The sequence below is a fragment of the Parachlamydia sp. genome (assembly GCF_050255895.1).
Lineage (GTDB): Bacteria > Chlamydiota > Chlamydiia > Chlamydiales > Parachlamydiaceae > Parachlamydia > Parachlamydia acanthamoebae.
Genome location: NZ_JBFWIR010000011.1, coordinates 21,519 through 40,871 on the forward strand (window position 1 = coordinate 21,519; position 19,353 = coordinate 40,871).

General features: G+C 40.3%; 20 protein-coding genes and 2 tRNA genes. 10 read left to right on the forward strand and 12 right to left on the reverse strand.

Features of this window, described 5'->3' with window-relative positions; genetic code table 11:
• Window positions 1-16 precede the first annotated feature (16 nt).
• The 5 genes from accC to AB7E63_RS03140 all read left to right on the forward strand — a co-directional run bounded on the left by accC (window position 17) and on the right by AB7E63_RS03140 (window position 4,233).
• Entirely contained in the window at window positions 17-1,378 is a 1,362-nt protein-coding gene (gene accC / locus AB7E63_RS03120) for an acetyl-CoA carboxylase biotin carboxylase subunit (RefSeq protein WP_036745861.1), read from the forward strand.
• Between the two features lie 192 nt (window positions 1,379-1,570).
• Window positions 1,571-2,359, forward strand: a complete 789-nt coding sequence (locus AB7E63_RS03125) for a hypothetical protein (protein WP_006340113.1) — start codon at window positions 1,571-1,573, stop codon at window positions 2,357-2,359.
• A 72-nt stretch (window positions 2,360-2,431) separates the two neighbouring features.
• A complete protein-coding gene (locus tag AB7E63_RS03130; protein ID WP_013925274.1) occupies window positions 2,432-3,082 on the forward strand; it encodes a hypothetical protein in 651 nt (216 codons plus the stop codon).
• Between the two features lie 42 nt (window positions 3,083-3,124).
• Window positions 3,125-3,934 carry a hypothetical protein gene (locus AB7E63_RS03135; RefSeq protein WP_006340115.1) on the forward strand — a complete coding sequence of 270 codons (810 nt, stop codon included), beginning with the start codon at window positions 3,125-3,127 and terminating at the stop codon, window positions 3,932-3,934.
• A gap of 14 nt (window positions 3,935-3,948) precedes the next feature.
• A complete protein-coding gene (locus tag AB7E63_RS03140; protein WP_144016259.1) occupies window positions 3,949-4,233 on the forward strand; it encodes a hypothetical protein in 285 nt (94 codons plus the stop codon).
• 52 nt (window positions 4,234-4,285) lie between these two features.
• On the opposite strand, the gene AB7E63_RS03145 is transcribed toward AB7E63_RS03140, so the two are convergent.
• From AB7E63_RS03145 to AB7E63_RS03155, 3 genes are read right to left on the reverse strand one after another with little or no spacing between them, the layout of a single operon-like run.
• Window positions 4,286-4,957: a TIGR00730 family Rossman fold protein gene (locus AB7E63_RS03145; RefSeq protein ID WP_006340116.1), complete on the reverse strand. Its 672-nt coding sequence runs from the start codon at window positions 4,955-4,957 to the stop codon at window positions 4,286-4,288.
• A complete protein-coding gene (queG, locus tag AB7E63_RS03150; protein WP_237753971.1) occupies window positions 4,950-6,011 on the reverse strand; it encodes a tRNA epoxyqueuosine(34) reductase QueG in 1,062 nt (353 codons plus the stop codon). Before queG ends, AB7E63_RS03145 begins: the two co-directional genes overlap by 8 nt.
• Entirely contained in the window at window positions 5,914-6,864 is a 951-nt protein-coding gene (locus AB7E63_RS03155; protein WP_013925271.1) for a YitT family protein, read from the reverse strand. The genes queG and AB7E63_RS03155 overlap by 98 nt, the downstream gene beginning before the upstream one ends.
• 218 nt (window positions 6,865-7,082) lie before the next feature.
• Here AB7E63_RS03155 and AB7E63_RS03160 point away from each other — a divergent pair.
• Together AB7E63_RS03160 and AB7E63_RS03165 are read left to right on the forward strand one after the other, a co-directional pair.
• Window positions 7,083-7,155, forward strand: a tRNA-Val gene (locus AB7E63_RS03160).
• A gap of 17 nt (window positions 7,156-7,172) precedes the next feature.
• Window positions 7,173-7,246 (forward strand) — tRNA-Asp (locus tag AB7E63_RS03165).
• 170 nt (window positions 7,247-7,416) lie between these two features.
• Here the strand turns inward: AB7E63_RS03165 and surE are convergent.
• On the reverse strand, window positions 7,417-8,205 hold the full coding sequence (gene surE, locus AB7E63_RS03170; RefSeq protein ID WP_006340119.1) for a 5'/3'-nucleotidase SurE: 789 nt from the start codon (window positions 8,203-8,205) through the stop codon (window positions 7,417-7,419).
• Between the two features lie 60 nt (window positions 8,206-8,265).
• On the opposite strand from surE, the gene AB7E63_RS03175 reads away from it, so the two are divergent.
• Window positions 8,266-8,652 (forward strand): YidH family protein, encoded by a 387-nt coding sequence (locus tag AB7E63_RS03175; RefSeq protein WP_006340120.1) that lies wholly within the window; start codon window positions 8,266-8,268, stop codon window positions 8,650-8,652.
• On the opposite strand, the gene AB7E63_RS03180 is transcribed toward AB7E63_RS03175, so the two are convergent.
• Entirely contained in the window at window positions 8,635-9,438 is an 804-nt protein-coding gene (locus AB7E63_RS03180; RefSeq protein ID WP_006340121.1) for an aminotransferase class IV, read from the reverse strand. The two genes, AB7E63_RS03175 and AB7E63_RS03180, sit on opposite strands and share 18 nt — an antisense overlap.
• Entirely contained in the window at window positions 9,431-11,629 is a 2,199-nt protein-coding gene (locus AB7E63_RS03185) for a hypothetical protein (RefSeq protein ID WP_006340122.1), read from the reverse strand. Before AB7E63_RS03185 ends, AB7E63_RS03180 begins: the two co-directional genes overlap by 8 nt.
• A gap of 234 nt (window positions 11,630-11,863) precedes the next feature.
• On the opposite strand from AB7E63_RS03185, the gene AB7E63_RS03190 reads away from it, so the two are divergent.
• Together AB7E63_RS03190 and AB7E63_RS03195 are read left to right on the forward strand one after the other, a co-directional pair.
• Window positions 11,864-12,373 carry a hypothetical protein gene (locus tag AB7E63_RS03190; protein WP_006340123.1) on the forward strand — a complete coding sequence of 170 codons (510 nt, stop codon included), beginning with the start codon at window positions 11,864-11,866 and terminating at the stop codon, window positions 12,371-12,373.
• 32 nt (window positions 12,374-12,405) lie between these two features.
• Window positions 12,406-12,984: a hypothetical protein gene (locus AB7E63_RS03195; RefSeq protein WP_050784540.1), complete on the forward strand. Its 579-nt coding sequence runs from the start codon at window positions 12,406-12,408 to the stop codon at window positions 12,982-12,984.
• A gap of 48 nt (window positions 12,985-13,032) precedes the next feature.
• Here AB7E63_RS03195 and AB7E63_RS03200 read toward each other — a convergent pair whose 3' ends face one another.
• The 6 genes from AB7E63_RS03200 to AB7E63_RS03225 all read right to left on the reverse strand — a co-directional run bounded on the left by AB7E63_RS03200 (window position 13,033) and on the right by AB7E63_RS03225 (window position 19,330).
• Window positions 13,033-13,566: a hypothetical protein gene (locus tag AB7E63_RS03200; RefSeq protein ID WP_013925265.1), complete on the reverse strand. Its 534-nt coding sequence runs from the start codon at window positions 13,564-13,566 to the stop codon at window positions 13,033-13,035.
• Window positions 13,567-13,568: 2 nt separating this feature from the next.
• Window positions 13,569-14,234 (reverse strand): sugar transferase, encoded by a 666-nt coding sequence (locus tag AB7E63_RS03205; RefSeq protein ID WP_006340127.1) that lies wholly within the window; start codon window positions 14,232-14,234, stop codon window positions 13,569-13,571.
• 85 nt (window positions 14,235-14,319) lie between these two features.
• Entirely contained in the window at window positions 14,320-15,249 is a 930-nt protein-coding gene (locus AB7E63_RS03210; RefSeq protein WP_241208955.1) for a polyprenyl synthetase family protein, read from the reverse strand.
• A complete protein-coding gene (locus tag AB7E63_RS03215; protein ID WP_428418711.1) occupies window positions 15,218-16,642 on the reverse strand; it encodes a UDP-glucose dehydrogenase family protein in 1,425 nt (474 codons plus the stop codon). The genes AB7E63_RS03210 and AB7E63_RS03215 overlap by 32 nt, the downstream gene beginning before the upstream one ends.
• A 52-nt stretch (window positions 16,643-16,694) precedes the next feature.
• Window positions 16,695-17,222 carry a GNAT family N-acetyltransferase gene (locus AB7E63_RS03220; protein ID WP_013925263.1) on the reverse strand — a complete coding sequence of 176 codons (528 nt, stop codon included), beginning with the start codon at window positions 17,220-17,222 and terminating at the stop codon, window positions 16,695-16,697.
• Window positions 17,222-19,330, reverse strand: a complete 2,109-nt coding sequence (locus AB7E63_RS03225) for a hypothetical protein (RefSeq protein WP_006340131.1) — start codon at window positions 19,328-19,330, stop codon at window positions 17,222-17,224. The genes AB7E63_RS03220 and AB7E63_RS03225 overlap by 1 nt, the downstream gene beginning before the upstream one ends.
• Window positions 19,331-19,353: the final 23 nt, after the last annotated feature.

Genomic DNA, 19,353 nt, shown 5'->3' on the forward strand with positions numbered 1-19,353 from the left:
ATATAGTTTTTTCATGATACAAAAAGTTCTAATCGCCAACCGTGGCGAAATTGCTGTTCGGATTATTAGGGCATGTCACGATTTGAATTTGCAAACCGTGGCCGTTTATTCGGAGGCAGACGCTGAAGCTTTGCATGTCTTGCATGCAGACGAGGCCATTTGTATTGGAGAGGCACCTTCGAGCAAATCTTATTTAAAAATTCCCCACATTCTATCTGCGTGCGAAATTACAGGAGCTGACGCTGTTCATCCTGGCTACGGCTTTTTAAGTGAAAACACAAACTTTGCGTCTATCTGCGAAAGTTGTGGCCTTAATTTTATTGGTCCTTCACCTAAATCCATTGCTCTTTTAGGAGATAAGGCGCGAGCGAAGGCAACCGCAATGAGTGTTGGATGTCCAGTCATTCCAGGGTCCGATGGCGTTGTTTCCGATATTATTCAAGCGTTGGAAGTGGCTAAAGAAATCGGTTTTCCGATCTTTATTAAAGCTGTTGCTGGTGGAGGTGGAAAAGGGATTCGTATCGCTTATCATGAAGCAGAGTTTAATAAGCTCTTTTTGGCTGCTAGAGCAGAGGCTGAAGCTAGTTTTGGAAATCCTGATGTCTATCTAGAGAAAATGATTATGTCTCCACGTCACGTTGAAGTGCAAGTTGTGGGCGATAAACATGGCAATTACATCCACTTGGGAGAGCGTGATTGCACAATTCAAAGACGGCGTCAAAAATTGATTGAAGAGGCCCCTAGTCCAGTTCTTTCGGCAAAACTTCGAGAAAAAATGGGGCAGGCTGCAGTCAAGGTTGTAAAGGCGGCAGGATATCATTCCGTAGGTACAGTCGAATTTTTGTTAGATCAAGATCACCATTTTTATTTCATGGAAGTCAATACCCGTATTCAAGTTGAGCATACTGTCACAGAGGAATTGACGGGGGTGGATCTTGTGCGTGAGCAAATTAAAATTGCAATGGGGAAAGAACTTGCCTATACGCAAAAAGACATTCACTTTGAAGGGCATGTCATTCAGTTTCGCATTAATGCAGAAGATCCTATGAAAGGGTTTACCCCTTCTCCAGGTCAGCTTGAGTATTATCTACCACCGGGAGGTCCAGGCGTGCGTGTAGACAGTGCTTGCTATTCTGGATACAAAATTCCACCTAATTATGACTCAATGATTGGAAAATTAATTGTGCGTGGAAAAAATCGGGATGAAGCGATAGCTGTTGGAAAAAGGGCTTTACGCGAATTCCATATCGGTGGAGTCCATTCCACAATCCCTTTTCACCTATACATGTTAGAAGATGCGAAATTTTTAGAAACAGACTTTGATCTTGCATACATTGATCAACTGATTTCTGAAGGATCACAATTCACACGAGATTAAGGATTTGCGCCCAAAATCTTGGGCGCCCCTTAGACCTATCTTCAAAGCTAATCTAAAATTTATTTAATCTTAACACTGCCTTAATTATTCTGAGAGATATTGCGTGTTATTCGCAATTGTTGAACACAATAAACAATGGGTAAGAATGAGTATATCATTCTTTTCTCATGAAATTAAACAAAAGGAAAAGGCATGAAAGTTTTTTTAAAAAACTCATCAACCGCACTCGTGTGCACACTGCTAACTTTTTCAGGTGCTCTCCAGGCAACGACAGTACAGCCAGAAGAGATTGAGCCTCCAAAAGAGCATATCGTTGTTGGATCCCGTCCATTTTCTTTGGTAGATCACATTACCCTGCAAGAAGAGCGTGCAGCCGAAGAGGGAGAAGTAAATGAAATAACTTCCGAACAAGAAGAAGTGGCTTCAGAAACAAAAATTGATGAAGAAGGAAATGAGCTTCAAGCCAAGTTTTTCCCATTTACAACCTCAAATTTAACAACAACGCATCCAGGCATATATCAAAATCCATTAGCTGTTTCTCCGCTAGGAGATACAGTTGAATTGAGCGATGGGTCTATTTGGAGTGTTCAAGCAAGCGATCGCTATAAAACATTTAATTGGTTGACAAGTGATCAAATCATTATCCGACCAAACCACAATTGGCTTTCTATTTATCAGTATAACTTGGTTAACCTGAATACGAAGAAAACTGTGGCAGCTAACTTGTCTTTAGGGCCTATCTACAATGGTGTTAATACACATTGGATTGTGGCAATCGACTATGTTAATTATCAGGTTTGCCTAGAGGATGGAACAGTCTGGAAAATGAAAAAATCTGATCGTATTGCATTCAACAAATGGATTGTAAATGACACGGTGATTATCGGTGTTAACGATGGGTATTTTTCAAGTAAAAGCAGTCCAAATATTTTGATTAACGTGAATGTACTCAACAATGCGCGTGGCGCAGTAATGTACTAAAGAAACTGTGGATCATGCCCCAGGTAAAGATTAGAAATTGATCATAATAAATAATAATAATAAGGAAATCATATGCCTAACGCGATATTTACTGACCGTCCATTTCATTATTCATGTATGGAAGGTGATAAGGAAGTTAAACGAGAAATTTCTACAAAAGCTAAAGTCGCAATCATCGCGATAGCGATACTGGCTTCTCCTTTTGTTCTTTTCTTTGGGGCCGTTCCGTTATTTTTTCTTGCATGTGCTTGGTACAAATCCCGTCAACCTGGTTTTGTTCGACCTCCTCGTGCAGAGCCTATCCGTGTCGATTTTAATAGACAAAATGAAAGAAGCAGGGGGGGGAATTTTGCGCGAGGAGTAAGAAGTGTATTTGGGAGTGTCTTCTCAGCTGTGTTAACGACTGATCGCTCAAGTGCGTATGCTAGAAGAAGTCGTGAACCTTATCATAGCACATATGGACACGTTCCGGCAGGAAGTAGAACAGCGGCGAGGGATTCAGCCGGAAGATCAGCACGTCAAACCGGCTTTCAAGGGGGATTCGCTAGAGAATACGAAGTGCGCGAAGAGGAAAGGTCTACTTATCCAGGGGAAAGGGCGCGAGTGGGTGTAGATGTTAGTCGTGGTGACCAGCGTGGACTCAATGCGCGTGCGCGAGCAAGACCAGAGGGTGGAAATGTTGGAGGTCGGGGGGGAGTTGGCCAAAGAGGTCCTCGTTCCTAACAAGATTTTTAAATGTAGAAAATAAATTAAAAATGGAGATTGATGATGAAAGTTAAAAAATATGGGTTCCTATTTGTGCAATTGCTGTGTGTATGTGCAATGGCATGTGGTACGGAAGATGAGCTTATTGAAACGCGGGAACAAGATGAGCGTGTGCATCTCGCGGTTGGGGAGAGAATAGAGTCCTATTTAGAAAGAGTACTTGTAAAAGAATCTCGTCAAGAAGTGTCTGAAGAAAAAGAAGAGGCTGAAGAGGCGCGCGTTAAAGACGTCTTGCTAACTTCTAAAAGCTTACGTCAAGAAATCAATTTTGGAAATTCTGAAGATCCTCGTTTATTAGCTTCTTCTAAATTACCTAAATTTACGGGTTATTACACAACACACCAAGGTGTCTATCAGCGTCCTTACCTTGTTGCCTATGATGGAGGAAGTGTAGAGCTTTATGATGGTTCAATCTGGACTGTTTGCTCTTATGATCGTTATAAAACATTGAACTGGCTAACATCTGACAGCATTATTGTGACGCCAAATAGCAACTTTTTTTCTATCTATGACTATTGTTTAGTGAATTTAAATACCAATGTAACGGTGCAAGTCAATTTATTCGCAGGTCCTCTTTACAATGGCATTTATACCTACTACATTACAGGGATCGATTATGTGAATGATTTGGTTTATCTCAATGATGGTTCCTCTTGGGGGATTTCCGTGTTTGATTCCTCTACTTCTGCAAAGTGGTTTCTGAATGACACTGTAATCTTGGGTGTTAACAATGACCCTCTTTCTATCCGTCCAAATATTTTAATCAACGTGAACATGCTAAATTATGTTCGCGCAACTTGCTTAAACTAATTTAGGAGATTGTAATGACAAGTCCAATATATGGTTATGGTCGTCCTGCGCCAGTTCAAGGTCACCCAGCATTGCCTGGTTCTCGTAGTGCGCGTCCTCAGCCTTTACCCTCGCCTGTAGCGCAGCAACAAGCATTGCGGGAACGAGAGGTTGTTTTAAGTGGCAGGGTTGTTCCTGGATCAGGGCAAGGACGTAATGTTCCAAGGCCGGTTGCATTGCCACAGGCTCGAGGTGTAGTTAGTATACAAGCGTCCTGCGGTGGGGCCCCTGTACGAGCTCCGGTTGGGGAAAGGCATTAATTCGCTTTTTATTTAACAGGCTCTCTTTTGGAGAGCTTGTTTTTCTAAATACTTAAAAATTTCGCTTGGCGTGGTCGCGGCGATAATGTCTTTCAATTCCATTTGCCACTTCTTCTGGATTATCTGTGATATTGATGAGGTCCAGATCGCTCTTGGAAATGCATTTATGGTCGGTAACCGTACTTCGCATCCAATCCATTAGCCCTTCCCAATACTCTTTGCCCATTAAATAAATCGGAAATGGATGGATCTTCTGTGTTTGGATGAGGGTTAATGCTTCAAATAGCTCATCCAATGTTCCAAATCCGCCTGGTAAAAAAACATAGCCTTGAGCGTATCGGATAAACATCACTTTACGGACAAAGAAGTAGCGAAATTGCAACTTATATTTTGTATCAATGAAATGATTGAGTTCGTCTTCCATTGGTAAATTGATGCCTAGTCCACATGACTTTCCTTGTACGGATTGTGCGCCTTTATTTGCAGCTTCCATGATGCCAGGTCCTCCGCCTGTGATGATAGCGAAATCCCGTTCTGCGATGTGTCGAGCAACTTCTACGGCTAAGCTGTAATAGGGGGTGTCTGGCTGAAGCCTGGCTGAACCAAAAATAGAGACGGATGGACCTAGTTGAGTCATCGTTTCGAAGCCATCAACAAATTCGGATATGATCCTAAAAACTTTCCAGGAATCTGTTGCTAGTAATTTTGCATCAAGGTCATCCATGTTTATCTTCCTTCATTTCAGAATGGTCATTCTCGTTAGGATTCTGTAAATTTAAGGTCTCAAATGTGTGTCGCAATCCTGTCGCGCCGCGGCGTTGCAGTGGCGTGCCGAATAGCTTTTCCGGATTGTGCTCAATCTTTTCAATATCTTCAAGTGATAGATAAGCACCCATGCCTTGATTCGGGGAAAACTCGGGCACGGTGGAGGGTTTAGGTCTTACATTGTGAGGGCAAACATCTTGGCAGATATCACATCCAAAAACATAGCCTGGATTTTTCTTTTGAATTTCTTCTGGAATTTCTTTTTTTGATTCGATGAGGTGGTAGGATAAACATTTTGTGGCATTTAAAACATAGGGGGCTTCAAAGGCTTGTGTTGGGCAAGCATCGAGGCATCGACGGCATGTTCCGCAGCGAGGGAGGCGTAGGTTTAGCGATTTTTCCTGTATGTTTAAAGAAGTAAAAAGTCCGGAAAGAAGTAAAAAAGTTCCGAAGCGCCGATGAATAAGGAGCGTATTTTTTCCAAACCAGCCGAGTCCAGCTTGTACGGCTAGGGCTTTTTCCATAACAGGGGTGGAATCGCTAAAACCTTTTGCAATGTTGCTTTGACCAGAGCGTTGTTCAAGCCAAAGAATGAATTTTTTTAATCTTTTCCGGTGGAGGTGATGGTAATCCCTTCCTCTTGCATAAGAGGCAACCACACCAGCATCATTCCGAAATTGCACTCTTTCTTGTTTGTAGTGCGTGACAAAAATAATGGCGGTTTTTGCACCGGGAAAAAGTTGTTGGGGATCACAGCGTATGTGATTTTCCATATACTGGAGATCCCCTTGATAATTGTTTGCGAGCCAGGTTTTATAGGCTTCGATATCATCTTCTGGAATGTGTGCTTCTGTGATTCCAACATCATCCCAGCCTAAGCGTAAAGCTTCTGCCCGAACTTCTTCAAAAGTAATTTCAGGAATCATTGGAATTTTTTTTGGATCCAAAAGCGCGCGACATGATAGATTCGATCCATTTTTGACTGCGATCAGTTTTAGAGCCCTGATTTCCATTGGCGACCTCATGCAGGTTTTCAATGGCAATAAAAGCTGAAGGATCTTCTCGATAGATGAGTTCTTTCAATTCAGCTAACTGAAGACGTTCAACAATGACGTATAAAATTTCTCTCGCATCACCTGAATAACCTCCACGTCCATACATGATGGTTAAACCTAAGCCGAGTTCATGAATAATGGCTTGTGCAATGGCATTGGAGTGCTTGGAGATAATGAGCATGGATTTCGTTTCGTCTAATCCCACAATCACCGAATCCATTACCTTGCTTGCAACCATAAAGGTAATCAAGGAGAGGAGTGGGGGATGCCAATCCTGAAATGCGATTCCTGCACCACCAAAGATAAAAATATTGCAAACGAGGACAACTTGTCCGACTGTGAAGCCAGTTTTCTTATTGATGATCAATCCTAGGATCTCTGTCCCATCCAAGCAGCCCCCATAACGAATGATTAAGCCCAAGCCAATGCCTAAGATGGCTCCCCCGATGACCACAACTTCCACAGAATCTCCATGAAATTCCACATGTAGGACAGATTCAATAAAGACGACGCACCCCATAAACAAAATCACAGCATACAGCATGTGAATTAAAAACACCTTTCCTATGTGCTTATAGGCTAGGTAAAGAAATGGAAGGTTGAAGATAAAAAGAAAAAGTGGAAATAAGCTTTGCTTAAACATATAACCAAAAATCATGGCAACGCCAACAATACCGCCGTCGATCAAATTACTGGGAATCAAAAAAACTGAAATCGAGAAGGCGGCCAAAAAAGCTCCAATAGCCATAAAGACGTAGTCTAAAATATAACTAGATAAAGGCTTAGAGGATGTAACAGTTGAATCTTTCATGATGAATATCCGGGAAAAACTGTGAATGAAGCATATAGTGTACTGAATAGGGGGAGGTTTTGTACAGCAAAAAAACGTGTCGATGCGATTTATATTCAGAATGAATTTATACTCATAAGATATTGATAAATAGGCTTTTGCGAAAAAATGTGCAGGTGAGAATAAAATCCGCTTGCACGGAAATAGTAAAAACAGTAAAGTTAATGCTTATTTCGCAAGGGCGTATAGCTCAGTTGGTAGAGCTCCTGTCTTACACACAGGCGGTCATAGGTTCGAGTCCTGTTGCGCCCAGTCCTTTACAATACTCTGCGGGAGTAGTTCAATTGGTTAGAGCACCGGCTTGTCACGCCGGAAGTTGCGGGTTCGAGTCCCGTCTCTCGCGTTTATCTACCACCTACATAGGTGGTGTCTTAGGCAGGTATCTGCTTCTTATTCACAATTATCATTCAATTATATTCAATCAGTGTAGTTTCTTATTTTGAAATTGCCTAATTGTTATGCTTTAAAAAAAAGAGATTCAGAGCAAATGCGCTTTGAATCTCTTTTTTAGCTTTAAAGAGAAAGTTGTTCGAAATGGTCTCGATGAGCTGTGAGGTGGTGGTGGTCGGTTAATTCTCCAACGTGTACAGGCACGGCTGTTAAATATCCTTGTTGAAGGAGTGGAATATCCGAGTCTGCTTCCTCTTCAAATTTAGCCAATTTAGCACCGAGCCAGTAATAGGAATTGCCTTGATTCGGATGCTCCCGCTTATCAGGATTTTCGACCCAATATTCTTTTCCTTGACGCGTTAGCTTAATCCCTTTGATTTCATTTAAATGCTTTGGGGGGAAGTTAACATTTAAAAATGTTCCATTTGGAAGAGGGTGTTGCAGAATATGACGAACAATTAAGGGAATGTATTTTTCTGCCGTAGCATAAGCGGGGTCATGAAAGTCATAGCAAGAGAATGCAATGCCTGGAATATTATGCATAATCCCCTCAATAACACCTCCAACAGTACCGCTATAAAGAACATTTCTGCCTGCATTTGTGCCACGATTGATCCCAGATAAAATTAAATCGGGGGGGCTCTCTAAAACAACATTTAAGCCCAGTTTTACGCAATCCGCCGGGGTTCCTGAAACACTCCAAACATCCACATTGGCTGGCCATGTGACTTTTTCGATATGTAAAGGATTGCGAATCGTAATGGAAAGACTAACAGCGGATTGTTCAGTTGCAGGTGCAACCACAGTGACATCAGCAAATGAAGAAATCGCTTGCCATAAATGCTTAATTCCTGGAGCGTGAATTCCATCATCATTAGTGATTAAAATAGAGGGCCGTTTAACTTGAGTCATAGATAAACCGTTTTTGTGAAGAAATAATATGATAATACGAAGCATCTTGTCAAGGAGGAGATGATGACTCTCTATGAAAATGGCCCCCCCGACGAACGCGTTGTGCTTGCACAAGAACGAACGGGACTCGCTAAAGAGCGGAATCGACTTGCAAATCAGCGTACATTTTTGTCATGGATCCGTACAGGTTTAGCTGGAGTAGGTGGTGGAGTTGCCGTCGTTCGCTTGCTCACATTTGCGAATCCTGTGCATGAATTTGCCGCAAGAATTGTGGGAATGATTCTTATTTTTTGGGGAATTCTGATTTTTATTTTGTCATTTATCAACTACAAACGAAGTTCAATCCGACTTAAGGTTGATTATCGAGAAGGGATTTCGCCGCAAGTTTTTGCTGTGCTATCAATAACTCTTGTTGTGCTATCTTTGGTTTTACTGTTTATTGTGTAAAAAATGCTCAATCGATAAATTGCGCGCAAAAGTGCGATCAGCAATTTGTGTAACAGGACGAAAGCCCATTAAAGCATTGCATAGATAAGCAGAGGCATTTGAGGGGATCTCTTCAAGTATATAGGCTCCATGCTGAATTTTCCAACCTTGTTTGCTCGCTATTTTTTCAAATGTTTGTACACCAATTCCATAAAGCAAGGGCAAGGTGGGAGAGGGGGTATAAAAAGTTTGCTCATCCATCCAAAAGATATTCGCAACAGTCGTTTCAAGAATTTCCTTATGAGAAGTTAAAATAAGCATGTCATCAAAACCTTGTTGGATCGCCATTTGCTTAACAGCAAGTTGATCGAGGTAAGCTAATGTTTTGTGACGAGCAAAAGGGCGCATAATGGGTTCTGGAAAAAGACCCAAAAAAAGAGGTTTAAAAGGAATCTCTATGTAAGGTGTTAAAGTCATTAAAACTTGACCTTGCCGCTGAGGAAGGACTAAAGAGGCCGAATCGCCTCCTGTAATAATGATTTTTAACTTCCAAATACCCGTTTCGGCATGATTGCGTGCGATAAGTTCTTGAATGATTTTTTCATTAATAGGAGAAAAACAAATATTCAAAACTTCTGCACTTTTTTTTAAACGTTCGAGGTGTAAATCGAGGTGTGCAAGGATTCCCTCTGAAAGCCGTATAGAGGTAAAAAAACCGTCTCCATACAAAAAGGCGCGCTCCTTTGCCGTAAACAAAGGAGCTTCACTTGGATAGAAATGTTCATTAAAATAAATCACATCAGTCATGCGCGGATTTACTCTCAGGCTTTTCTTGATATCTCAATTGAAAAGGAGAGAAAGTCTTTTCCGGAAATAAAGTTCTTAATTCAACGGAACTCTTTTGGAAAGACTTTAATACATCTAATATTTTGGCAGAATTTTTTTTCCCTTCCTTGTGAACGATAAGGGCGGTTTCTATCTTTCCTTGGATATTTTGCAAATCGGAAGAAATGATCAAATTCGTGTTAAGCGTAATATAACGAAGCCCTAGATGAACTTGAACACAGTCTTTGTCTTCAGGATTGATTTTAGGATAGATTGCATATTGTAAAGGAATCTGAATGCTGTATTGATCTTTTTCTACAGTCAAGTGAAAGCTGCGTTTTACATCGGCAGTGCTTCGCATTAATAGATCACACGAACCATTGTTTAAATCTGGCAAATAGGTTCTATAAATAGAAGTTGCGTACCCCAGGCAGTTGACTGTACAAAGTTGCAAAGCTTTATAAGGGGGAACTAGAAGACGTAAAAGAGTGTTTTCACTTTTTCTAATCGCCACATTAATGCTTTGAGCATATGTGTCCATTTTGCGCTCAAATTGGCTTTTTTCCTCATTTTTAGACGCTTTCCAATTTAAAACTTGTTGGACAATTTTCCAATCGACCAGACCTTTATTAATTGTATCAAGAAAGCTGAAAATTTCGTGAACTGATAAGGGGTCTTCTCTATCGAAATAAGGGATCTCAGCAAAGGCTTTTTGCATATTTTTCAAAAGCTTAGGTTGCAAAGACTCAAATTTTTCCATAAGATTCCTTGGGATTTGGAATTTGAGTGTTTCACAAATCAGGTCCCAGTTGACTGTTGGAGATAAAAGAGCTTCATGGATGACTCTTAAGGCTTTGGGTTCTCCGTATACAAAAAATAGAAAGAGAGAGACTTGGTCAGTAACAGCTATTTCGCTTAAGCCTTGTGCTGCATCAATCGCTGTGATAAGTGTTGTAAATAATTCTTCTTTTGATTCTATAAGCGTGTCTGCTTTGATCAAGTGACTTCCATTTAAAAAAACATCCGCAATGATTCGGTTGGTTTCTTTAGGGCTAAGCGAGCGCATGATTTCTGTAGCAGGAATTTTATATGTCGTCTCAGATTTCGTTTGAGTCCAATAAAATGTGTTTGAGATATTCCAATCGAGCATGAATTGAATAAATTTTAAATCTGATTCATCTAAAGCATAGAGGGGATTATGGCTGCTTTTTGTTTTTATAAAATAGCTATTTAATTCAATTAACTTGGCGATTAATGGTTGAAAGTTTCGAAGTTCTTCAACTTTATTGTAGATGTTATTTTCAGGAGAAGAAGAAAGTAAGTGTTCTAATTGTTGTTTAAATACATTAAGGGAATCTTCTTTGTCGACTGTGTTTTTTTTGAAATATTTTTTTAATTCATTTTCGATAGCTTTTAATTTTACCATAAAGCGTGTGAGCTGTCCGAAAAAGCAATCTGTTTGAAAAATTTCAAAAGATAAATTGTCGAAATCTTTTTTTAAAAAAAATTTCATTTTTTGTTCGATATATTTGATTGCTTTTGATTCTTTTTCTTTTTCCGAATCTCTTGGTGAAAGAGGTGAAGAAAAAGGATTCTTAACTAACTGACGAGAACCGACTTGTGCGACATCGGATGATTTTCGAATATTTTCAGAGGACTTTCGACTTGTTTTAGCTGTCTCTATAAAAGGAGCTTGGCGTATTTCATGCATTGCTGCGACAGAACGGCTTCGAGTTCGCTTTTGATTATGGAGAGGAGAAGTCAGAGAAGTTTCAGCTCGAGATAGATGAAGTGCCTCTGCTGAAACGGCCTCCACTTTTTCCACTTTTGAAGCAAGATTAAGTTGTGGCACATTCGGTTTAGTGGAAGAAATACTCAGGGGATTTGCCGATGAAAGCGCACCAATGCGCACTTGCTTTAGACGTGGGGAAGTCATTGAATTTTCGGCTTTGAGCATTTCCGCTGAAACGGCATTTGTTGTTTTATCTACTGCAGAATGGGAGAGATTGAGTTTGGGCACTTGGTTTTTGGATTCGGAAGCGTTTTGAGATCTAGAAGAATTCGCTGAAGAAAGCGATCCAACGTGGGATGAGGATAGAGGAGCTTCATAAAAATTAATAAGGTTGGAAATGCCGGATCCTGATCCAGATCCTGATCCTATTTTACTAGTCATAATAATTCTCAAAAATAGTTAAAAAATGCAATCAACGTACACAAATGTTTTCGTTCCTAAATAGTTTTAAACAAACCAGATTTGATGTATATAAGCAATCATATTTTTAATCATTGATGAAGTTAATTTATTTTGAAAAGATTAGTTTTTTAAAGAGAGCTTTACAAAAATGAATGCCCTTCATAGTCTATGAAAAGATGATAAAACCGAAATGTGATGAATGAGGTTAAGTGTATGTTTTTTAAATACTTAAGTCTTTCAGATAAGGTTTTTTTAGGGACTGCTCTAGCTCTATTTATTCTTTTAATACCCTCGCAAGTCGTGATGGCTTATGATGATACGCCAGCTTGCTTCAAAGAAATAGAGGTCAATTTTTTTTCCTATGATGTGTTGAGTGAAGCCTTGAATATGAACGGGGTGGCTCAAAGTCAATGGATGCTCGTTTACCAATCTCTCAGAGATAGAAGAGAGCGGATTGTGGCGCAAGTCAAAAATATTGCCAATCAAATGCGTCCGAACCCATTACTAAATCCTTTTGATCCAGATCGGGCAGTACGCATTCTCATGCAAGTTTTATTTGCGGAATATAGCGATGTGATGCTTGCTTTAAATGTCGCAAATCCGATAAGTCCAGTTGTAATTCGATCTAGTTTTGAATATATCAAGGGGCGTCATGCGACACGATTAAAAGCTTGCTTAGATAGTCGGAGGCTAACGCCAAACAAAAATCCAATTCCATATTGAGTTTAGTCTTATCCAAAATTAAGGAGAGAAGAATGAAGCTGTTAAATTGTGCGCTTTCATTATATTTGGGAGTCGTGGCTTTTGCCATGCCCTTTGAAGCTAAGGCTGCAGAACAAACAACAGAAGATTGTTCAAAAGAGCTTTTGCTTTCATATTTCCCCGAATCTTTTGTTAGCGTGACTTTAAAAAAATTTAAAGTGCCTGAGAAAGAATGGGCTGCAATTATCTCTGAGCTTAAACAACAAGACAAAGAAGTGATTAAGCTTGTTGAAAGCAAAGCGGCTAGCATGAACCCAAACCCCCTCAAGGATCCAAGTGATCGTCAAGCCGCTGTCAAACTTTTCAGAGAGACACTTTTAGGGGTTTTTTCAACTGTTTTGAAAAAACATGGGATTCAAGATACAAAGCAAATTCAGGTAATGCTTGATGATATTCAGCAACAAAAAGCCCAAAAATTTGCAGCATGCATGAAAAAATCAGATTCAAATGATGATGATGATGACGATGACGACGATGATGACGATGAGGATGTTGATGACGGGAAAAAAGAGGGAGATAAAAAAGTTCCTTCTTCTACAAAGATTGTCCCGGATGTTAATAAAAAGCCTTAATCGTTGCTCTATGATTGCCGTAGCCTTCAAGGTTTGCGGCAACATTTTTTAGCCCTTCTCAAAGCTTCTTTCTCTAAAATACTCCCTTCCTTTTCTGATCGGCTTTCCAAAAAGCCATGCAGGAAGAATAAAAATACAAAATGCATACAAGGCATCGAGAGCTGAGAAAAAAATGAGGTCAGTTAAAATCCAATTTGGATGAATGTGAATGTTTTTCTCAAACGTATAAACCAATAGCAGTAAGATTGTCGAAGTCAATACAGAGAAAAAGAAAGTCATGATAGGTAATGTGCTCAAGCTATCTGCAAAAAAATGGCGTTTAAAACCAAAAAGGATCCACGTTGTGCAGACATAGGCAAAAGCATGGATGCCTAAACGTGAGTGGGAGGAAAGAAGATCGATAATTACTCCACATAAGCAAGCACTCCACAAACAAACCGATAGTTTTTTTTTGTAAAAAAGGATAACGAGAAAAGGGGAAAAAAACAAGATGCGCAAGGAGTGAAAAAGAGCGGGTGTAAGAAACGTGAAAAGTAAACTAATGAGAAAGGCGCTGTTAATCTGCTTGGAATAGAGGTTCATTCCTAATAAGCGCCTTTAGATGTGAAAATAGCAGGGATTGTTTTCGCAATGAGTTTAAGATCCAAGATAATCGATTGGTCTTCAACATATTTTTGATCCAACATAATTCTAGTGTCGTAAGAAACATCGCTTCTACCTGAAACCTGCCAAGGTCCTGTAATTCCAGGGCGTAGGCGCAAAATGTCTGCTGCCTTAACTCCATAGTGCTTTGCAATCTCGTCTTGGACAACCGGGCGTGGTCCAACGACACTCAGATCTCCCTTCAAAACATTCCAAAATTGAGGAAACTCATCGAGAGATGTTTTACGTAAAAAAGAGCCGAGTGGGGTCACGCGAGGGTCATCCTTGAGTTTATGGGATTGATTCCATTCTTCCCGTGTTTTGGGACAGATGACCAACATTTCCTTTAGGCGAACTTCTGCATCCGGATACATGGTGCGAAACTTGTAACATTTAAAAGGTTTTCCTCCTCTTCCAATCCGTTCGTGCGAGAAGAAAACGGGGCCTCTGGAAGAGAGTTTAATGCTAATGGCCACAATAATAAACAAAGGAACACAAACGAAAAGTGCAGATAGGCTGAAAAAAATATCAAATAGCCTTTTAGCAGGGTTGTGCTTAACCTGTACTTCCAGTTCGTTCGGTGCGTAACTTGTATATTCCTGATTCATCAGATATCAATTTGTTAATTGCTTTGAAAGGTTTACTTATCATCAAGCGGTATATCTAAACTTTAATAAACAGGCAACAAAAAAATTATACATGAATGTGTGGGCAAACTTTAGCAACAAGTTGATTTAATAGGTCGGTTTTTAACGGCAATTTTTCAAGCTTTGCTAAGGCTGTTTGAACATGTTTTTGGGCTAGTAATTGAGCTTTTTCAACCCCTAGAAGCGTCGCATAAGTTGTCTTATTGTTTTTTAAATCGGAAGCGACAGAATCTCCATGTTTGGCGTGGCTGGAAGTGATATCCAAAACGTCATCAATAATTTGAAAGGCAAGTCCAATCTCATTTCCGAATTGTTGCAAAAGAGCGCGTTCTACAGGTGCGCAACCCGAAACAATGGCACCAAACTCAACTGCACAAGTGATCAAAGCACCTGTTTTTGTTTGATGAATGTGTTGCAGATTGTCCAATGTGAGCGTTTGGTTAACAGCCGAGATATCCATGATCTGTCCGGCGATCATTCCGTGACCTCCAGCACTTTTAGCAAGCAAGGCAACAAGTTCTACGATTTGCTGCGCAGTCAAACCAGGGGAAGAGCACAAAACTTCAAATGCGTAGGTAAGAAGAAAATCTCCGGTTAAAATGGCATGTCCTTCTGGAAAAACTTTATGTAAAGAAGGTTTTCCCCTTCTGAAATCATCATTGTCCATTGAGGGTAGATCATCATGTACCAATGAATAAGTATGAATAAGTTCTAGAGCGCAGGCTGGCTGAATGGCTTGCGTGAAGGTTCCCGTCAAGGCCTGAGTCACAGCTAAGCTTAATAGGGGGCGAATGCGCTTGCCTCCACCAAGCAAAGAATAGCGTGCTGCATCAAAGAGGGATTGATAGGGCATGTGGCTTTCAGGAAAAAGCTTTTCTAAACAGGCTTCAATATGTTGGAGAGCTGCTTGCTGAAATTCCTCTAGGTAAATTTTCTCACTATTTTTATGACAGCAGGGTGACATTGGCTGAAGCATGATCCTCAATGGGTGGAAATTTTGAATCTAAAAAATGTTTTCTTTGTTCAGCTAAAGCTTGTAGCCGACCGATACTGATATAGTCAAATCCTTTTTTCGACATATCTTCTGGGGTGTATTGATTACGTCCATCAAAAAAGGCATTGCCTTTCATGACATTTAAAATCATTTTAAAGTCGAGAAAGCGAAATTGTTTCCATTCGGTGATTAACGCGATTGCATCTGCTCCTTGAGCAGTTTCTTGTTCGCTTGAGCAGAAGTGGACAGCGGCATGGGAGCCAAAAATTTTGCGGCCGTTTTCAAGTGCAACTGGATCAAACACTCGGATTTGCGCTCCTTCGGATAGAAGATGTTCAATGAGTTTAATTGAAGGTGCTTCTCGCATGTCATCTGTCTCGGGTTTAAAAGCCAAGCCCCATACAGCGATGGTTTTTCCTTTTACCCCTTGTTCATCTTTTTGGGCAAAGTAATCACAAATTTTTTCACTCAAGACCATTTTTTGACGTTCATTTACAGAAAAAGTCGCTTCTAACAAAGGTGTTGGGTATCTCAATGATTTGGCATGGGAACAAAGTGCGCGAATATCTTTTGGAAAGCAAGACCCTCCGAAGCCAGCTCCGGCATACAGAAAGTAGTAGCCAATTCTTTTATCGGCGCCAATACCTTTGCGTACTTTGTTAATATCTGCGCCTGTAAGTTCACAAAAACCTGCTAGTTCATTCATAAAAGAGATACGGGTTGCTAACATCGCATTGGCGGCATATTTGGTTAGTTCGGCAGAAGGAATATCCATAATAATTAAACGATCATGGCTGAGCATAAAAGGTGAGTAGATTTCGCGCATGATTTCGCTGACGCGTTCACTGTTTGTTCCAATAATGACACGATCAGGTTTCATGAAATCATGAATCGCATCCCCTTCCTTTAGAAATTCTGGATTGGAAACGATATCGAATTCAATTTTTACCTGGCGTTCGTCTAAGACTTCTTGGATTAAGGAGGAAAGCATGCTCGCTGTGCCCACGGGGACTGTAGATTTGCTAACAATAATCCGGTACTCTTGCATATGCTCAGCTAAAGAACGCGCGACATTTTTGACAAAGGTAAGATTGGCTTTTCCATCTGCAGATACAGGCGTATCGACACAGATAAAGCAAACCACAGCAGAGGCTACAGCCCGCGCATAATCTGTGGTAAATTGGAGGCGGCCAGCTTTCATATTACGCTTAACCATTTCTTCCAATCCAGGTTCGTAGATTGGAATTAAACCTTGATTAAGGCCATCAATTTTTTGATGATCAATATCTAAACACAAAACATGGTGTCCCATCTCAGCAAGACAAGTGCCTGTGACTAATCCCACATATCCAGTGCCAATAAATAATAAATCCATAGAACCCTTTTTGTGATTAGTAAAAAGAAAACAATAGCATAATTGAACAAAATTACAAATGGTTAAAATTTAAGAGGGAGTCAAATCTTAACACCTCCATTATATGCGCTATCGGTTTAGGAATAAGAGTTTGAGTATGCATAAAATGTCCGTTTGTGTAGCGCTGAATGACTTTATTCCAGAAAGCAATCGCTCCTTTATTTTCTGGGATTTGCATGACCTCCCATAAACCAGGAAATTGCATGAAAATCTGCTCAGCCGCAGTGCGGCCTACACCTTTTCCTTGAAACTTAGAAATCACAAAAAATTCTCCCATGTTCCAATCAACTTCGGGGATGCTGCCTACTTTGTTAATTAAAACAAATCCAGCCAATTCATGATCCACTTTTATCAAAAAAGAATATCTATCGGAGTCTGTGAAGTAAGAGCTTAAATCGTCACATGTGTAAAGACCGTTTGGTGGCGTCTCCCAGCCGGGTAAAAAACCGCAGTAGCGAGCCATATCGTAAACGTAAAATCGCGCAAGATTTTGAACTGTTTGCCAATCATCTAAAGAGGCTTTAGAAATCGTCATATTCATTAGAACTCCAGAGAAGGCCAAAAACTGCGTGAACAGGAAGTATCAGGACGTTTCATTCCCACAGAAAAATATAAGGCAAGACGGTCATCATCTTCTTTGTGTCGATAAGAAAGTTGAACATGCCAGCAGGAACGAATAATTGTGTTAAGATCAATCTCAAATTCATTGTATGAAGGTTCTCTCATTCGATTCCAGCCATGGCGAGATTCAAATTCAATGGACCAAGCGGGGTGAAAACGGTAAAAAAGATGAAATAGCAGTGTATCGCGGCGGTCGGATAGTGAAGAATGCCTCAAAGAATTTTCTTTGCGAAAAGAATCTAAAATGAAATTTGTTTGATCCACTTTTCTCCAGTGGAAAGCACTACGATGTCGATATTCACACGCAAAAGCAATGTTTTGGCTGATGGTCCAATCGGTGTGAAAATTAAACTCATCTAATTGCTGATGCTCAAAGTCCCACGAAGTGACTAAAATATGTCGCAAGGTCTCAAAAGAGGCAAATCGGACTTGCGCATAGGCCTTAGGAACGGCACTGTGAATGGTGGGAGTATCAAAAAAAGCATATGCATACAAATCAGCAAAAATGGGGCGTTGGAAGCAGCCAATTCCTTCTTTACAATACAAACTTTGACTAACCCCAAAGCGTAATAAATTAAGGCGATACCAACCATCATCAATATCAAAAATATAGTGATCGTTTGGAGATACGGTAGGGCTAGTTAAATAACGATATTGCATATAAGGTTGCACGGCATGTTTGCAGTTTCCAAAAAAACGCTCAAATTTTGTATGTGCATTGAACCCAAAGTCTCCAAATGTAAGCAAACGGTCATCTTTTTTGGGGCTATTTCCGTAATAAATCAATTTTCCGCCAACTTCTGGGCTGATATTAAAAATCCCAGCTTTCCAAGAACGATAAAAACGCTGTGTATAAGCCAGGCGTGTGGCATGGTAATCGGGGACATTCCATTTATTTGGGGTGGAATAAACAAAATCTAGATAGGAAGCTGTAAAATGCATATCCGTAATAACGCGGGTGGGGCCTAAGACAAAGGGTCTCCAACTGGTTTTGATAGTTGGCAGTTCTTGCTTCAGCGTTTGAAAACCATTTGCACGCACGACAGTATAGAAGTTTGTAATCCATTGTTCGTGCTGGCGGCGAACATGCAATTGTGTGCGTAAGGCTGTTTCTAGCTCAAGGCTTTTATCTTGATAATCGGTAGCCATCTCTTTATCACTTAACTTGTCGTAGGTCAGATCAATGGTGACCTTATCATCCAGAACAGAATTGTGGTAAATACCTTGAAAGCGGTAGCGTAGCTTTTCGCTAGGGTGTAAAAGAGAGGAATCTCTAGCAATATAGCTAATCGACTGAAATTCGGCCCGATGATCAGGAGAGCGGTAATAAGTTTCAAAGCCAGCTCCAGGGCCACGACGAATTCGATAATCGAAACGAAAAAATGTTTTCCAGTTATTCCAAGAGAAAACCTCGTAAGTCATTCCAATACGAGGGCCTTGTCTTCCGCCCCAACGCACATTATAGCGAATTGGATTATCCAGAATGGTATTAAGGTTTAGCTTAAAAGAAGGAAGCCAAAACAAAGGCATTTTGACAAAAGTAAAATAAACATTTTTGGCTGCGACATTGCGTCCATCTGTTAATGATGCTTCATCGGAAGAGATTTGCCATTCCGGAATGTAATTTTCGGATGTTGTGACAAACCCATGGCGTACTCGGTAGTTGCCATCCGCGCATAATTCGATCTCTTTCCCTCCAAAATACCAAGGCTCAATGCCTGTTCTTGCATCGTAAATAACTCCAGAATTTGTTTGAAAATCGTAATCTAGGCGGGATCCGACAAACACATAATCTCCAAACTCTAACATGACAGAGTCTTGTGCATTCAAAAGACAAACTGGTTTTTTATCGAGCTTTTTTTTGGTATAGGTAATTTCTTTTGCTTGAATGCGAATATCGCGTCCTTGGATAACGCCTCCTTGATCTGTATGTAAAACGCCATCTGAAAAAGAAGGAGAGCGTAAATCGACGGTAATACCTTGGGCAAAAAGGTCATCGACTAATTTCTCGTCATCATTTGCCTGCATAGAGCTAAGAGGAACGAATAGAA

Coding starts and splice junctions, on each gene's coding strand:
- surE (WP_006340119.1), bottom strand. CDS start 8,205: ATGACTCAAGTTAAACGGCCCTCTATTTTAATCACTAATGATGATGGA.
- AB7E63_RS03225 (WP_006340131.1), bottom strand. CDS start 19,330: ATGCAGGCAAATGATGACGAGAAATTAGTCGATGACCTTTTTGCCCAA.
- AB7E63_RS03155 (WP_013925271.1), bottom strand. CDS start 6,864: ATGAAAGATTCAACTGTTACATCCTCTAAGCCTTTATCTAGTTATATT.
- AB7E63_RS03130 (WP_013925274.1), top strand. CDS start 2,432: ATGCCTAACGCGATATTTACTGACCGTCCATTTCATTATTCATGTATG.
- queG (WP_237753971.1), bottom strand. CDS start 6,011: ATGGAAATCAGGGCTCTAAAACTGATCGCAGTCAAAAATGGATCGAAT.
- AB7E63_RS03190 (WP_006340123.1), top strand. CDS start 11,864: ATGTTTTTTAAATACTTAAGTCTTTCAGATAAGGTTTTTTTAGGGACT.
- AB7E63_RS03215 (WP_428418711.1), bottom strand. CDS start 16,642: ATGGATTTATTATTTATTGGCACTGGATATGTGGGATTAGTCACAGGC.
- AB7E63_RS03200 (WP_013925265.1), bottom strand. CDS start 13,566: ATGAACCTCTATTCCAAGCAGATTAACAGCGCCTTTCTCATTAGTTTA.
- AB7E63_RS03195 (WP_050784540.1), top strand. CDS start 12,406: ATGAAGCTGTTAAATTGTGCGCTTTCATTATATTTGGGAGTCGTGGCT.
- AB7E63_RS03210 (WP_241208955.1), bottom strand. CDS start 15,249: ATGCTTCAGCCAATGTCACCCTGCTGTCATAAAAATAGTGAGAAAATT.
- AB7E63_RS03145 (WP_006340116.1), bottom strand. CDS start 4,957: ATGGATGACCTTGATGCAAAATTACTAGCAACAGATTCCTGGAAAGTT.
- AB7E63_RS03140 (WP_144016259.1), top strand. CDS start 3,949: ATGACAAGTCCAATATATGGTTATGGTCGTCCTGCGCCAGTTCAAGGT.
- AB7E63_RS03205 (WP_006340127.1), bottom strand. CDS start 14,234: ATGAATCAGGAATATACAAGTTACGCACCGAACGAACTGGAAGTACAG.
- AB7E63_RS03180 (WP_006340121.1), bottom strand. CDS start 9,438: ATGACTGATGTGATTTATTTTAATGAACATTTCTATCCAAGTGAAGCT.
- AB7E63_RS03135 (WP_006340115.1), top strand. CDS start 3,125: ATGATGAAAGTTAAAAAATATGGGTTCCTATTTGTGCAATTGCTGTGT.
- AB7E63_RS03185 (WP_006340122.1), bottom strand. CDS start 11,629: ATGACTAGTAAAATAGGATCAGGATCTGGATCAGGATCCGGCATTTCC.
- AB7E63_RS03125 (WP_006340113.1), top strand. CDS start 1,571: ATGAAAGTTTTTTTAAAAAACTCATCAACCGCACTCGTGTGCACACTG.
- AB7E63_RS03220 (WP_013925263.1), bottom strand. CDS start 17,222: ATGAATATGACGATTTCTAAAGCCTCTTTAGATGATTGGCAAACAGTT.
- AB7E63_RS03175 (WP_006340120.1), top strand. CDS start 8,266: ATGATGACTCTCTATGAAAATGGCCCCCCCGACGAACGCGTTGTGCTT.